Origin of the sequence: Streptococcus equinus (genome assembly GCF_900101445.1) — a bacterium.
GTDB lineage: Bacteria > Bacillota > Bacilli > Lactobacillales > Streptococcaceae > Streptococcus > Streptococcus equinus_B.
In genome coordinates, this window is record NZ_FNKE01000001.1 from 1,346,956 (window position 1) to 1,362,409 (window position 15,454).

Consider the following 15,454-nt stretch of genomic DNA (forward strand, 5'->3'; position numbering starts at 1 on the left):
TTAATATCATAATTATGATATTTTTCTCTTCTTTTTTATTTTCTCAAAAGCCAATTTCGACTAAAATATGGGGCAGAAGATAAAGGAGATAACTATGAAGCCATTAACATTTACTAATAACAAGGGAGATTTCAAACTTTCCCAAGCAGAAAATATCAGTTCTTTGTACTTTCCACTTGCATCAGAAGTTGGACTAAAAAGTGCAGTCACTCCTAACTTGGGTGGCGATTCAAAAATCAATCAAGAAACTTTCCTATTAGAACCTGTTAGTGTGGATAACCTCCACAACAATCGTTCAACTCGAAATTTCTGGGTTCGTGACAACAAAGGAAATATTTATTCTACAACAGGCGCTTCTGCCAAACAAGAAGCTCTTCGTTTCTCAGATCAAGAAGAAGAAAATACTGTAGAAGCTGGTTTTATGTGGCACACTATTGAACGTCAATCAGCTGACCTACCTTTAAAATCTACAATTACATCATTTGTTCCACGAGATGAAAATGTTGAAGTTATGCTCGTAACACTTGAAAACTTATCTGACACTGACCAAACTTTAACAGCTTATGGAGCTGTTCCAATTTTTGGTCGCAGTGCTGATAATATCCGTGACCACCGAAATGTAACATCTATGCTTCACCGTATTAAAACAACTGATGAAGGTGTCTTGGTGTGTCCAACCATGTCATTTGATGAACGCGGTCACCAACTCAACCACCAAATTTACTACGTGCTTGGCTTTGATGATAACGAAAAAACACCTGAAACATTCTATCCAACCGTAGAAATGTTTATCGGTGAAGGAGGAACATTTACTCATCCAGCTGCCGTTTATAAAGAAACAAACGGCGTAGCAAGCGAGAGTCGCATCGATGGACGCGAAGCCATGGGTGCCTTCAAATTTGAACCATTCACCTTAGCTGCTGGTCAACGTAAAACTTTCATCCTATTAATGGGAATCAACGAAAACCAAGAGCACATCCAAGCAGTCGCTCAAAAATATAAAAATCTTGCGACTGTCGAAAAAACATTGCAAGAAACAAAAGATTACTGGCAAGAAAAAGTTGGGGTTGATTTCAAAACTGGCGACAGCGACTTTGATGGCTATATGAAATGGGTATGCTTCCAACCATTCCTACGTCGTCTCTTTGGTTGTTCATTCCTTCCACACCATGACTATGGACGTGGCGGACGCGGTTGGCGTGACCTTTGGCAAGACTGCTTGTCACTACTTTTAATGGAACCAAAAACAGTTGGTGATATGATTGTCAACAACTACAAAGGGGTTCGTCTTGATGGTACCAACGCTACAATCATTGGTGAAGGTGATGGTAACTTCCTTGCTGACCGTAACGGTATCACTCGTGTTTGGATGGACCACGCGCTTTGGCCTTTGATGACAACAAAACTTTATATCGACCAAACTGGTGATATCGATATCTTAACTAAAGAAGTTTCTTACTTTAAAGACCCACACGTCAAACGTGGTACTGAAATCGACCAAGACTGGAACGATGCCTACGGCAATGAACAGCGTACTTCTACTGATGCAATCTACACTGGTAGCATCCTAGAACACTTGTTAATCCAACATTTGACTGGATTCTATGAAGTTGGTGAGCACAATATCTACCGTCTTCGCGGTGCTGACTGGAATGACGCCCTTGATATGGCAGATGAAAATGGTGAAAGTGTTGCTTTTACCGCTGCTTACTCTGGTAACTTGATGGAATTAGCAAGCCTTATTCGTCTCCTAGAAAGCGAAACAAATACAGAATCTGTCGAAATCCTTGAAGAAATCGGACTCTTGCTCAAAAAAGATTCTGACATCTACGATAATATCGAACGCAAACACCAAATTCTTGATGCTTACACTAACCAATGTCTTCACAATGTCAAAGGACGTAAAATCAGAATTTCACTTTCTGAACTTGCTCTCAACCTTATTCAAAAAGCGGCTTGGTTGCGTCAACACCTTCAACAACAAGAATGGCTTGACTTCAACGATCAAGAAGGTTGCTACAATAGCTACTATGACAACAGCAGCAAACCAACGGACGGCTTCTACAATGATCGTATGCACATGATGTTGACTGGACAAGTCTTCCCTATCATGAACTACGTTGCTACAGATGAACAAATCCGTAAAATCACTGCTAGCGCTGACCACTATCTCTACCGCCCAGAAATCGGTGGCTACCGCCTCAATACAGATTTCAAAGAAATCAAAACAGACCTTGGACGTATGTTTGGTTTTGCTTACGGTGAAAAAGAAAACGGTGCCGTCTTCTCTCACATGACTGTTATGTATGCTAATGCACTTTACCGTCGTGGCTTTGCCAAAGAAGGTTGGAAAGCTCTTAAGACACTGTCTGACACAGCTCTAAACTTTGAAACTAGCCGTATCTATCCAGGTATTCCTGAATACTTCCGTGCAGATGGTCGAGGAGTTTATCACTACCTAACTGGCGCAGCAAGCTGGTACATGTTGACAATGGTTACTGAAGCATTTGGTGTTCACGGTAAAGCTGGTGACCTTGTCCTTTATCCAAAACTTCTTGCAGAACAATTTGACGAAAATGGACGTGCAAGTATCACAACTCAATTTGCTGATAAAACCTTCCAAATTCACTACGATAATCCAAATCAAAAAGATTTTGGAAAATACATTATCAAAAAAGCTACTTGTGATAACCAAGAAATCGATATTACGGATGATGCTTTTGCCTTTATCACAAAAGCTGATCTTGCTAACCTAAACGACGAGGTTCATGAAATTGTCATTACACTAGATTAAGAAAAAGAAAGGATTCACTCATGAAATACGGTTATTTTGATGACGCTAATCGCGAATATGTCATCGACCACCCAAACACACCAAAACCTTGGGTTAACTACCTTGGGTCACCAGAATATGGTGCTATTATCTCAAACAACGCTGGCGGATACAGCTTTGCTAAATCAGGAGCAAACGGACGTATTTTACGCTACGTCTTCAATAACTTTGACCAACCCGGTCGCTACATCTACCTTCGAGACGATGATACTAAAGACTTCTGGTCTGCCTCATGGCAACCTGTTGGTAAAGACCTTAAAGACTACCACAGCGAATGCCACCATGGTATGGGCTACACTAAAATGATTGCTGATTACTCTGGCATTCATTCAAAAGCCAGCTACTATGTGCCAAAAGATAAAAGCTATGAAGTTTGGGCAATTACCGTTACTAACCGCTCTGAACAAACTCGTCATTTAACACTAACAGGTTACGCTGAATTTACCAACCACAGCAACTACGAACAAGACCAAGTTAACCTACAATATTCACTTTTCATCACACGCACACTTTTCCAAGATAACCGCATCATCCAACAAATCCACGGCAATCTTGATACCCTTGATGACAGCGAACAAGTTGACGAAAAGAACGTTACCGAACGTTTCTTCGGCCTTGGCGGTGCTAGCGTCAGCTCATATTGTGGAGATAAAAAAGGTTTCTTAGGTGGCTACAACGGCTACGACAAACCTGCTGGTGTCACATCAGGAGACCTCGGCAATCAAACAAGCTACAACGAAAATGCTTGTGGTGCCCTTTCAAGTAAAGTCACTCTTGAACCTCAAGAAAGCAAAACCCTTGTCTTTCTCCTTGGTGAAAAATCATCACAAGAAGCTGCCGAAATTCTAGAACATTACAAACACCCTGCAGAAACCGTTGAAGAAGAAATCCAAGAACTTCGCAAAGAATGGGAAGACCGCTTGACTAACCTGCAAGTCAACACACCTAGCCCTGAATTCAACACTATGCTTAACACTTGGAATGCTTATAACTGTTACATGACCTTTATCTGGTCACGCGCAGCATCATTTGTTTACTGTGGTCTTCGTAACGGTTATGGTTACCGTGACACTGTTCAAGATATTCAAGGTATCATTCACTTGAAACCTGAAATGGCTGCCGAAAAAATTCGTTTCATGTTGTCAGCCCAAGTTGACAATGGTGGTGGACTTCCACTTGTAAAATTCACTCATAACCCAGGACATGAAGACACACCAGATGACGCTTCTTACGTTCAAGAAACTGGACACCCAGCTTACCGTGCTGACGATGCTCTCTGGCTCTTCCCAACAGTTTACAAATACATCTCTGAAACAGGAAACCTTGCTTTCCTTGATGAAGTGATTCCATTTGCAAATAAAGGTGAGGCTAGTGTTTACGAACACTTAAAAGGCGCTGTTCAATTCTCACTTGACCACCTCGGCCCACACGGCATGCCTGCTGGACTTTACGCCGACTGGAATGACTGCCTTCGTCTCGGTGCCAATGGTGAATCATCATTCGTTGCTTTGCAATTCTACTATGCCCTAAGCGTCTTGCGCGAATTTGCCAAAGCCAAAGAAGACACTGACTACCTTTCTTTCCTCGACTCTGAGCAAGAGAAAATGGGACAAAAAATTCAAGACCTCTGCTGGGATAATGACCGCTTCATTCGCGGCTTTACCGAAGCTGGCGAACGTATCGGGGCAGCTGATGACCCAGAAGCTAACATGTGGCTTAACCCTCAAAGCTGGGCTGTTATCAGTGGCTTTGCTGATAAAGAACAAGCTGAACTTGCCATGAACAATGTCTACGAGCAACTTAACACTGATTATGGTGCCATCCTCATGAACCCACCATATCACGCTCACGCATTCGATGGAGCCCTTGCCGTTATCTACAACCAAGGGACAAAAGAAAATGCAGGTATCTTCTCACAATCACAAGGCTGGTTAATCCTAGCTGAAGCCCTACGCGGACAAGGTCAACGAGCCTTTACTTACTTTATGGAAAATGCCCCAGCTGGTCAGAATGACCGTGCAGAGATTCGCCAACTAGAACCTTACTGCTATGGTCAATTCACAGAAGGTCCTGCTAGTCCACACTTCGGACGTTCACACGTTCACTGGCTCACAGGTACAGCATCAACTGTCATGGTTGGTTGTGTGGAAGGTATCTTGGGACTTCGACCTGACTTAAGCGGCTTAAAACTCTCACCAGCCATTCCAAAAGAATGGGATAACTTCAGCATGACTAAGATTTTCCGTGGCAAAGAACTTCACATCACTGTGGAAAATCCAAATCACAAGGAAACAGGCTTCACAAAACTCATCCTAAACGGACAAGAGCTTGACCAAGCCTATCTTCCTGAAGACCTCTTACAAGACACTAACCAAATCACTCTTACTCTATAAAGAAAGCTGGGACTTGCTCCCAGTTTTTTTATGGCTTCATTAAAAAAAACGTCCCTTTTCTAAGGCAAAATCAGCTCCTATAAGAGCTGCTAAGAATGATTGCATCATTTTATTCAGCCAAGGCAATTACTGCTTCAAATCGCCTTTTATAGCTGCTTTACACAAGCTTATTAAACTTATCAAGCCACCAATCAACTGATTTTACTCATCACAAAAAGGAACTGAGACAAGCTCAGCTCCTTTTATCTTTAACGTTTTAAAAAGAAAGAATTTTAAAGAGTTATTTTGTTGAGAGAGATTTTAACCGATTTATTTGGGGAGTGTAGTTATAATCAGTTAAGTAAAAACAAATTGTTATTTGGTTACTGTCTAGCTTAATTAAAATTTATCGTAGCTAATCCAGTCATAATATGCATACAAAGGAGTTCGACCATTGTAAGCACCCAACCAAGAATCCACTTCATGAGTTCCAGGCCAAGCATTCATCATAATCTTACCAGGTGTGCTAGGAATATTGTTGTAAGCAGTGTAAACAGCTCTTCCATCAACATACCAAGTAATGTGATCAGCTTGCCAATCAAAACCATAAGTATGGAAGCCTTGAGATGCATCAAATCCTAAATTGTAAAGGTATTCGTGATTACCTTGACCGCTTGTGTAGTAGTTGAATTGAACTTTTGTTGTATCTTTCCCTAAAAATTCAATGTCGATTTCATCCCATTTTGTACCATCACTTGGTCCAGTATAAGTAAAGAATGAAGAAACGACACCTGGATTTTTAATAGGTTTCATGTTTACTTGGAAAAGACCATAGCCAAAGCGTTCTTTACTACGCCATTCGCCCCCAGTGTAGCCGCCACGACCATCACTGCCAATTTTAAGACTCATCAAGCCGTTATTAAAGCCGACATTTCCAGGGACAAAATTACAGTTAAACATACCACCATTAGAACCATTACGAAGTTCCATGGCATTACCATTATAGTAATTTAGTTCTTGACTATAGTGGTATTTGCTTTGCGCATCAACACCTTGTTGAAAACCAAAGAAAGCCAATAAGAGAACAATTAAACAACTAACTTTTTTCCACATAATAATACCTCAATTTTAATCATTTTTAAAAAGGAGTTCTGTCAGAAAAAGAGAACTAATCTCCTCTACTACAGATTGAAAACGCCTAATCAATCGTAGCTAAATTCACTTTTTCTTTTCAGTAACTGTTACTTCAAAAATGGGGCAATTTTTTCTTTTTCATAATTCCGAAAAGAATGCTAGTCACACGATAAATGTTTCTCTTTAAAATCCTCCTTACACCGTTATGAGTTAAGTATAGCGCTTTCATTTTAGATAATATATTATATTCCCACAAAAAATATCAGATTTGTGACCTGAAGGCAGAAAATTAAAAAAGTCTTCTCAGAACCATTTTGTTAAAAAATAGCTCTAAGAAGACCTCTTAGTAATAAAGAAAGACAAATCATCTACTAGATATGGTGACTCAATTTCACTCGTTTATAAGACATAATGACTTGCATTAATGCTGATAAAATGAAAATAACTGCAGCTAAAATCAAGACACTTTTCACACCACTATCTAAAAATGCTAGAACCAGCAAAATCAAATCAATAATTCTGACATAAATGCTAATTTCCTTCATCGACAAAAACCTCCCTTTATTTTATCCCATGTATTTTTATAAAACCGCTTTCATCTATATTATACTACATTTTTTGCCGTTTTTTCATAAAATCTTAAAAAATTTTTATAAAAAACCACAATTTCAACATGAAACTGTGGTTTAAAGACTATTTTTTCTTATCACGTGCTTTCTTGTTGCTACGGGTAGCCCAATTAAAGACTTTTTTCAATAAGCAATTTTTGTAAAAAAAGACCGCCAGACTCGAGCACTGGCGGATAGTCTATCATTAAGCAGATAAAACTTTACGTCCTTTACGACGACGAGCTGCAAGCACGCGACGTCCGTTTTTAGTTGACATACGGTGACGGAATCCGTGTTTACGTTGACGACGGATTTTACTTGGTTGATAAGTACGTTTCACGATGAATACCTCCTAATAGATTTTCGTATTCGTTTAGCCGGCTATATTTGATCAGTTACTAAACATACCATACTATTTTATAATAAGTCCGTCTAACTGTCAAGCTCTACTTTTTGTTTAATTTCAAAGACTTTCTTTTGAGCTGTCAGATAGAAGAAAAGGTCCTGAATTCTGATAATAATAAGTTGAAATTTATTTTCTAGTTATTTCTTGTAGTTTCTGGTTAATATTTTTCACGCGATTATTAAAGCTAATATAAATCACGAGCCAAATAATCAAATAAATTAGGACAAACTCACCTAAAAATGGTAGTGACCAGATAAAGGATGTTGTGGTGCCAATTAACATATTTAACCAGCTATTCAAACCATAAACTAAGCAAAAGTGAATCAGAACTTCCCAAGTAATCGGAATAGCGTCCACTTCAAAAATCATACTGACAATTCCTATCAAACCACTGACCAAAACAACGCAGGTAATCTGCTGAGTCGTCTGTGTAGCCACGTTATTTTGCCATAAAAAGAATAAGTAAAGAAGACCTCCAAATCCTACGCCAACTAGAAAATAGACAATTCCTCGTTTCAAAAAAGTCATCAATCATACCTCACAATCCCAAAGCTTTTTCCAAAGCTGACAAATAACGTCTGCTAACATTTGTCGTCACATCATTTGTAAGCATGGCCAACATATTTCCCGAGAAGCTATTCTCCAAAGATTTTAAATGATTAATATTAATCAGAGCATGCTTTGAGACCTGAACAAAGTCTGGATTTGATAGACGCTCACGAAACTTGTACAAACGCTCGGTGGTAATCAATCTTCCCTTTGTCGTCTCCAAAATCAAGGAAGTCCCATCAACATCCACAAGAATCAAATCTGACACGCGTAATAACTCTGTACAAACAGCTGTTTTTACTGGTAAAATCTCCACTCTGTCCTGCTCAAATTTCGCTAAATAATCTAAAACATCCTGAACAGCTTGGTCATATTTTTCACTTCGTACCAAAACTTCAATAGCCTCTTTTGGTAAGCTGCTATCCTCTTCAAACTGGTAGTGCACCCTTTAACTCCTCTTATTTATTCTTAGTCAATGAAAATCGCTCAAGGTACAAGCTAAGTGCCAAAAGAACGATGATGCCACAGATGACAAAACTCACCAAAAGCATTTCTTGATTCAAGGTTGTTAAGTTTTTTAATTTCAACCCAATGCCTAAAAATTCTTTTGCATCTGTGTTAACAGCATCTTTTGCAATCAAAAGCTGACGATAAGCTGCTGATACGTAAGCTGCTGGCGTTAATTTAACCACTTTTTGTGCAAAATCAGGCAACGCCCCAATTGGCATGTAAACTCCCACAAGAAAACCTGAAACTGTTCCGACAATAGTTGATAAAGCTTCATTTGTCGTTAGTGTTTTGACAAATTGCAAGACAAGAAGGGCAAAACCAGCTCCCATGATTGAACTTAAAAGCATGATTAAAAGCAGCTGAGGTAAATGAGTAAAACCAAAATCAATGCCATCTTGCCAGTAGAAATAAAGCTTCATGGTAACTAACATGACTAGCTGCATGATAAAGCCAATCACACTAGATGAAATGAGATAACCAAGATAAAGTTTTAGTCGCGAAATATCAGTCAGTAAAAAATCTTCCAACTTATGACTGACCTTATCTTGAACCAAGCGAGAAATACCTGTCCACGTTGTTGTAATACTCGTAACAGCTAACGTTCCACCTAGAACCCAATTATCGAGCAATTCTTCCAAATTCGGTGTTCCTGCAAATGAATCCTGCATGTTTTTTTGCAAGAAAACAACATAAAGAATAAATGCAATCAAGGCTCCAAGTAATGAGAAAAAGACGCTCGCTTTATTTGAAAAATAGAGTTTTAAATTGCGTTTGGTCATCGCCCACATTTAAGCCATCTCCCTTCCCGTAATGCTCAAAAAGACATCATTAATATTTGCTTTTACATACTCAAAATCGCAAATCTTATCACGCTTATCAGCCAAAATAGCTAAAGCTTTCGCTGAATCATCCACAAAAATTTTTATCTGGCCATTCTCTAAAAGCTTGTAATCAATATCCGAAAAGGCAGCAAGATTATCGGTTTCAAGCAGTAGATATGGTTTTGAATACCTTTCTTTCAGTTCCTTAGCAGAGCCTTTGGCTAAAACCTTCCCATGGTCAATAATATAAGCCATATCCGCATTCTCAGCCTCTTCAAGATAGTGAGTAGTCAAAAAGATAGTCAAGTTTTCTTCACGTTGTAAGCGACGTAAAATCTCCCAAATCGCGCGACGTGTCTGGATATCAAGCCCTGTCGTTGGTTCATCTAAGAAAAGTAAGTTAGGCTTATTCAAAAGGGCACGAACGATATCAACACGACGACGTTGACCACCTGATAACGTGCCATACGTTTGGTTCAAAAAAGCATCCAAACCTGTCAGCTGAATAAGTTTTTCTAACCAAGCTTTATCCTGTTTACGGTAAAGCGCTTGGCGACTTTTCAGATTATCTAAAACCGTCAATTCCTCATCAAGAACACTCTCTTGAAAAACCATTCCAATCTTCAAATCTGCTGCCAATTCAATCTCACCTGACGTTGGTTTTAAGAGCCCCGTTAACATCTTCATAGTTGTTGATTTCCCAGCACCATTTGTCCCAATATAAGCTAGCAATTTCCCTTCTTCCACTTCCAAATTCAAGTGGTCAATCACCGTTTTATCTCCGAAGGTTTTGATTAAATCTTTTGTTCTAATTAGCATAATTAACCCTCCCTTTTGACATTATTTTATCAAAAAAAGGCTTGAAATAAAGCCTTTTTTGGTAAGCGGTTAAAAATAAGCGGTAAATGGTATTAAAAAAAAGCCCGAATGGGCTTTTAAGTCTTATTGAACAGGTGTTACGACCACGTAACGATTTGGATCGTTCCCTTCAGAATAACTATCAACACCTTCAATGCTTGTGATAGTTTTATGAACAATTTTGCGTTCACTATTACTCATTGGGTCCATGACATAATCTTTACCAGTTTCAAGCACACGGCTTGCGGCTTTGCGGGTAAATTCAATCAATGTCTCTGTACGGTGTTCCACGTAATCATGAACATTCAAAATCACAGAGAAATTCTTTGAATAACGGTCATGTAGGAAATTTTGTGAAAGTAGTTGAAGTGATTTCAACACTTTTCCGTGATAGCCAATCACACGACCAGCTTCTGGTGTTTCAATTTGCAAATTGATTTGACGGCGATTGTGGCTTGTTTCCACAGTTGCCTCAATATCCATTTCGTAGATGATTTTTTTAACATAATCAGCCACTTCTTCTGTCGCTTTTTCGATATCTTTACTCAATTCACGTTGAGCTGGAAATTCGCTGGCCACAAATTCTTCAAAACTTTGGTCTGTGTTAACAGGTTTCGGTGTGTCTGAAACTTCTTTTGGCTCTGCAACTACTTCGTTAGCATCGTCTGTTTTTCCAAGTGCTTCTAAAACTTCTGTATGTCCAGCTTCTTCAAGAATGGTTTGTGTTTTTTTCTTGTGCATGACGATATCTTCTTTGACAGAATCATCGATGACTTCGCCACGTTCTTCCATTTTTTTAATGATGCTGGCTACTTTACGAAGCTCCATAGTATCTTCAAATTTTGATGATACGGGCTCATTTTTTTGATTAACTTCTTCTGGTACACCTTTAACTGCTTTTTGGTTAGCACGGTGAGCAGTGACTTCGTTAATTCCTTCAATATCTACTTGAGCTGGTTTCTTACCAAAGCCAAAGAAACCTTTTTTCTCACGAGAAACAACCTTAATATGGGCTTTAAGACGTGACAAGTTTAACTCTTTCAAGCCCTTTTCAATAGCATCTTCAACAGTTCGACCTGTGAATATTACCATAGTTTTATCCTCTTACTTTCTTCTCTTTTGCGCTTTCTTTTTAGCACGACGAATTTTAGCCGCATGTTCTTTTTCAGCACGTTCCTTAGCTTCACGTTCTGCAATAATCTTAAATGGATTATTTAACAAAAGGATTTGGAACACTTGGAAGGCATTTGATACTGTCCAGTAAAGCACAACCCCTGACGCCAAACGGAAACCAAAGAAGAAGATAATGATTGGCATCACGTAGGTCATAAGCGTCATCGCGAAGTTTTTCTCACGCGCAGCTTTATTAGTCAACCAAGTTGAAAGGAATGTAAATAGAGCTGCTAAAACAGGCAAGATATAATATGGATCTGGTTGTGACAATTCAATCCACAAGAAAGTACCTGTTTTCAAGAAAGCAACACGAGTCAATGCTTGGTACAAAGCCATCAAAATTGGCAATTGCACAACCAATGGAAGCATTGTCGCATATGGGTTAACACCATATTCTTTATAAAGTGCTTGGCTTTCTTCAGTCAATTTCATGCGGCTGTCTGTATCACGGCCAGGATATTTTTCTTGTAATTTTTTAAGCTCTGGCTGCAAATCTTGCATCTTTTGACCTGATTTGATTTGCATGTTGTAAAGTGGCATCATGATGGCACGAATGATGATGGTAAAGAGAACAATCCCCACACCAATACGACCATTAATTGAAAGCCATTGAATAGCTTTGGCAAAGAAGTAAACAATTTGTTCCCAACCGTTAGTTGATGAAGCGGTTACTTCGCTGCGCCCACAAGCAGCCAAAAGCATTAAAGTAAGACTACTTAATCCTAATAATTTAATCTTTCTTTTCACTATTGAGACCTTCCTGATATAAATTAGCAAGTTTTAACACATGCAATAGATTTTTCTTCACTTCATGGTAATCAAGTTCCTCGACACCTTTACGCGCAATGATGACAAAGTCCTGATTAAGCAAATTTGGTGATAGTTCCATGATAACGTGTCGAATTTTTCGCTTAATACTATTGCGAGTGACCGCGTTACCAAGTTTTTTGCTCACAGAAAGCCCTACTCGATAGTGGCTCTGATTTTTTTCTAAATGATAAAGGACAAATTTTCGGTTAGCAACACTTGTACCTTTGCTAAAAATCGCCTGAAAATCTTTGTCACTTTTGACACGATAGGTTTTCTTCAACGTACGACTCCATTCTAAATTATTTTTATTATACCATAAAATTCAAAAAAGCCCTAACCTCTAAGGAGTTTGGGCTCATTATCTTTAAAATATTTTTATTGGAAAATACGCTTAAAAATCTTGAAAAGCCTAAGTGTCTATTAATCTAAGTTTTGCAAGGCTTCATTGGCTAATGCAATCTGCCATTTCACTTGGTCAAATCCTGTTCCACCAAGAGAATGACGACGCTCAACTGCCGTATGAGATTTGAGAGTTTCATAAATATCTTCCTCAATCAAATCAGAAATTTCTTGGTAACGTTCAAATGGCACATCTTGCAGATAATAGCCAGCTTTAGTGCATTCAAGGACTAATTTTCCTACAATTTCGTGAGCTTGACGGAAAGGAAGCCCCTTGCTAGCAAGATAGTCAGCTAATTCAGTCGCATTTGAAAAGTCTTTCTCAGTTGATTCAGCCATGTGTTCCTTATTGACCGTCATGGTCTTAAGCATGCCAGCCAAAATATCGATAGCTACCGTAATGGTTTCAACGGTGTCAAACATTCCTTCTTTATCTTCTTGCAAATCTTTATTGTAGGCAAGTGGCAAAGATTTCATGACCGTCAAAAGACCAAAGAGATTCCCATAAACACGACCTGATTTTCCACGAATCAATTCCGCCATGTCAGGATTTTTCTTTTGTGGCATGATAGATGACCCTGTTGAGAACGTATCAGAAAGTGTCACAAACTTAAATTCATTTGAACACCAGCTAATGATTTCTTCACAAATACGGCTCATGTGCATCATCAAAATTGAACTGTTTGCCAAAAATTCCAAGATAAAATCACGGTCAGACACAGCATCAAGAGAGTTGCTGTATGGTTTTTCAAAGCCCATAAGTTGTGCTGTCATCTCACGGTCAATCGGGAAGGTTGTCCCAGCAAGAGCAGCCGCACCAAGCGGTGATATATCCGCATGCTTGATGTTAAATTCAAAACGTTCACTATCACGCGTAAACATGTTGTAATAAGCCATCAAGTGATGCCCAAATGAAATTGGCTGTGCGTGTTGCAAATGCGTGTAACCTGGCATGATGGTATAAACATGCTCATCAGCCAAACTAACAAGAGTTTTACGCAAGTTTACAAGTTTAGCAATGACTTCATCAAGCTTGGCTTTCAAATACAAGTGCATGTCAGTTGCGACTTGGTCATTACGTGAACGCGCTGTGTGCAATTTTCCAGCAACTGGACCGATTTTAGCGGTCAAAAGACTTTCCATATTCATATGAATGTCTTCGTTTGACACATCAAATTCGATTTTTCCAGCCTTGTACTCAGCAAGCAATTCTTCAAGACCAGCTTTGATTTGATTGGCTTCATCTTTGGTGATAATGCCTGTTTCACCAAGCATAGTCACGTGTGCAATTGAGCCTTTCAAGTCAAACTCTGCCATTTTTTGGTCAAAAGAAATGGACGCACCAAATTCTTCAACCCATTTTTCAAGACCAGCTTCAAAACGCCCGCCCCATAATTTATGATTTTCTGTTGTCATAACACTGATACAATGAACCACCAAAGCTGGCGTTCAAAGCCTTTCTCTTTTCTTATTTCAATTAACAAATAAGTCCTAGGAGCTACCAAGGACTTATGATGTGATGCCTCACGGGGCGAATGTCTTAAATGATTCTCACAGGATATCATTATTTAAGCTCGATGCCACTCTCTGTTGACATTAACGAGGGTTTGGTAAGTTATAAGAAAAGAGTCTCAGATGGGGCTCCCTGTCCCCTTTTATCTGAAATTTTCTTTCCTTTTTATACTTTTATTGTTTATTTGGCTGTGACTTGTTCACGCCCATGTTTTTCTTTTCTTTTTCATAATCGAATGCTTAAGCAGATATTTTATTTGTTGTTAACTTGTGAGTTAACTTGAGTTGGTAGTCCCCAAAGTTTGATGAAGCCTACAGCTGCATCTTGGTCGAAGCTATCAGCTGATGTGTATGTTGCCAAGTTTTCATCATAAAGTGAATTTGGTGATTTACGAGCAACAACTTTTGCTGAACCTTTGTACAATTTAACTTTTGCAGTACCATTAACCACTTTTTGTGTTTCTTTAATGTAAGCAATAATTGCTTTTGTTGCTGGGCTGAACCACAAAGCGTTGTAGATAAGGTTTGACAATTCATTTTCAAGAATTGGTTTGAAGTGAGATACTTCACGTACCAATGTAATGTCTTCGATTTCTTTGTGAGCTGTCAAAAGTGTGATAGCACCTGGGCATTCGTAAATTTCACGTGATTTGATACCCACCAAACGGTTTTCAACGTGGTCAATACGTCCGACACCATGTTTACCTGCGATAGCATTCACTTCTTGGATAAGGTCAGCCAATTTCATTTCTTTGCCGTTAAGAGCAACTGGTTTACCTTCCTTGAATTCGATGTCGATGAATTCTGGTGTATCAGGAGCTTCTTCTGGAGAATTTGTGATACCAAAAGCATCTTCTGGAGCTTGGTTCCATGGATTTTCAAGAACACCACATTCATTTGCACGACCCCAAAGGTTTTGGTCGACTGAATATGGGTTGTCTAGGTCAGCTGGAACTGGTACACCATTTGCTTTAGCGTATTCGATTTCTTCTTCACGAGACCATTTCCATTCACGAACTGGCGCGATGACTTTCAATTCTGGGTCAAGCGCAGCGATTGCCACTTCAAAACGAACTTGGTCATTCCCTTTACCAGTACAACCGTGAGCGATTGTTGTCGCACCTGTTTTATGAGCAATTTCAACTAATTTTTTAGAAATCACTGGACGGCTAAGTGCTGATACCAATGGGTATTTTTGTTCGTAGTAAGCGTGAGCTTGAAGTGCTGGAAGCACATATTCTTCAGCGAATTCATCTTTAACGTCAAGAACGTAAGATTCAACTGCACCAACTTTAAGAGCTTTATCATGAATAAAATCAAGATCTTTACCTTCGCCGACGTCCATACAAACAGCAACGACGTCATAATCTTTCATAAGCCAAGTAATAGCAACTGAAGTATCAAGACCACCAGAGTACGCAAGGATAACTTTTTCTTTTGACATAGGACTACTCTCTTTTCTTATTTTT

General features: G+C 39.0%; 14 protein-coding genes. 2 read left to right on the forward strand and 12 right to left on the reverse strand.

Features of this window, described 5'->3' with window-relative positions; all coding sequences use genetic code 11:
* Window positions 1-94 precede the first annotated feature (94 nt).
* Window positions 95-2,794 carry a GH36-type glycosyl hydrolase domain-containing protein gene (locus BLR83_RS06740; protein WP_074560958.1) on the forward strand — a complete coding sequence of 900 codons (2,700 nt, stop codon included), beginning with the start codon at window positions 95-97 and terminating at the stop codon, window positions 2,792-2,794.
* 20 nt (window positions 2,795-2,814) lie between these two features.
* Window positions 2,815-5,226: a glycoside hydrolase family 94 protein gene (locus tag BLR83_RS06745; protein WP_074560959.1), complete on the forward strand. Its 2,412-nt coding sequence runs from the start codon at window positions 2,815-2,817 to the stop codon at window positions 5,224-5,226.
* Between the two features lie 378 nt (window positions 5,227-5,604).
* Here BLR83_RS06745 and bglS read toward each other — a convergent pair whose 3' ends face one another.
* The 12 genes from bglS to BLR83_RS06800 form a co-directional block, all read right to left on the reverse strand.
* Complete coding sequence (gene bglS, locus BLR83_RS06750) at window positions 5,605-6,318, reverse strand: beta-glucanase (RefSeq protein ID WP_074560960.1); 714 nt, start codon at window positions 6,316-6,318, stop codon at window positions 5,605-5,607.
* 392 nt (window positions 6,319-6,710) lie between these two features.
* Window positions 6,711-6,884, reverse strand: coding sequence for a hypothetical protein (locus tag BLR83_RS09970; RefSeq protein ID WP_200769383.1), 174 nt, complete (start codon window positions 6,882-6,884; stop codon window positions 6,711-6,713).
* Window positions 6,885-7,152: 268 nt separating this feature from the next.
* The gene (gene rpmH, locus BLR83_RS06755; RefSeq protein WP_002885866.1) at window positions 7,153-7,287 is read right to left on the reverse strand and encodes a 50S ribosomal protein L34; all 135 of its coding nucleotides are present in this window, start codon (window positions 7,285-7,287) and stop codon (window positions 7,153-7,155) included.
* Window positions 7,288-7,479: 192 nt separating this feature from the next.
* A complete protein-coding gene (locus BLR83_RS06760) occupies window positions 7,480-7,881 on the reverse strand; it encodes a DUF3021 domain-containing protein (protein WP_074560961.1) in 402 nt (133 codons plus the stop codon).
* A 10-nt stretch (window positions 7,882-7,891) separates the two neighbouring features.
* A complete protein-coding gene (locus BLR83_RS06765; protein ID WP_074560962.1) occupies window positions 7,892-8,347 on the reverse strand; it encodes a LytTR family DNA-binding domain-containing protein in 456 nt (151 codons plus the stop codon).
* Window positions 8,348-8,360: 13 nt separating this feature from the next.
* Entirely contained in the window at window positions 8,361-9,200 is an 840-nt protein-coding gene (locus BLR83_RS06770; protein WP_074560963.1) for an ABC transporter permease, read from the reverse strand.
* The gene (locus BLR83_RS06775; RefSeq protein WP_074560964.1) at window positions 9,201-10,052 is read right to left on the reverse strand and encodes an ABC transporter ATP-binding protein; all 852 of its coding nucleotides are present in this window, start codon (window positions 10,050-10,052) and stop codon (window positions 9,201-9,203) included. It abuts the gene before it with no gap.
* 123 nt (window positions 10,053-10,175) lie between these two features.
* Window positions 10,176-11,183 carry an RNA-binding cell elongation regulator Jag/EloR gene (jag, locus tag BLR83_RS06780; RefSeq protein ID WP_074560965.1) on the reverse strand — a complete coding sequence of 336 codons (1,008 nt, stop codon included), beginning with the start codon at window positions 11,181-11,183 and terminating at the stop codon, window positions 10,176-10,178.
* Window positions 11,184-11,195: 12 nt separating this feature from the next.
* Window positions 11,196-12,011: a YidC/Oxa1 family membrane protein insertase gene (locus BLR83_RS06785; protein WP_039696185.1), complete on the reverse strand. Its 816-nt coding sequence runs from the start codon at window positions 12,009-12,011 to the stop codon at window positions 11,196-11,198.
* Window positions 11,995-12,354, reverse strand: a complete 360-nt coding sequence (gene rnpA, locus BLR83_RS06790) for a ribonuclease P protein component (RefSeq protein WP_006531772.1) — start codon at window positions 12,352-12,354, stop codon at window positions 11,995-11,997. The genes BLR83_RS06785 and rnpA overlap by 17 nt, the downstream gene beginning before the upstream one ends.
* A gap of 140 nt (window positions 12,355-12,494) precedes the next feature.
* Window positions 12,495-13,889 (reverse strand): argininosuccinate lyase, encoded by a 1,395-nt coding sequence (gene argH / locus BLR83_RS06795; RefSeq protein ID WP_074560966.1) that lies wholly within the window; start codon window positions 13,887-13,889, stop codon window positions 12,495-12,497.
* 349 nt (window positions 13,890-14,238) lie between these two features.
* Window positions 14,239-15,429, reverse strand: coding sequence for an argininosuccinate synthase (locus tag BLR83_RS06800; protein WP_074560967.1), 1,191 nt, complete (start codon window positions 15,427-15,429; stop codon window positions 14,239-14,241).
* Window positions 15,430-15,454 lie beyond the last annotated feature (25 nt).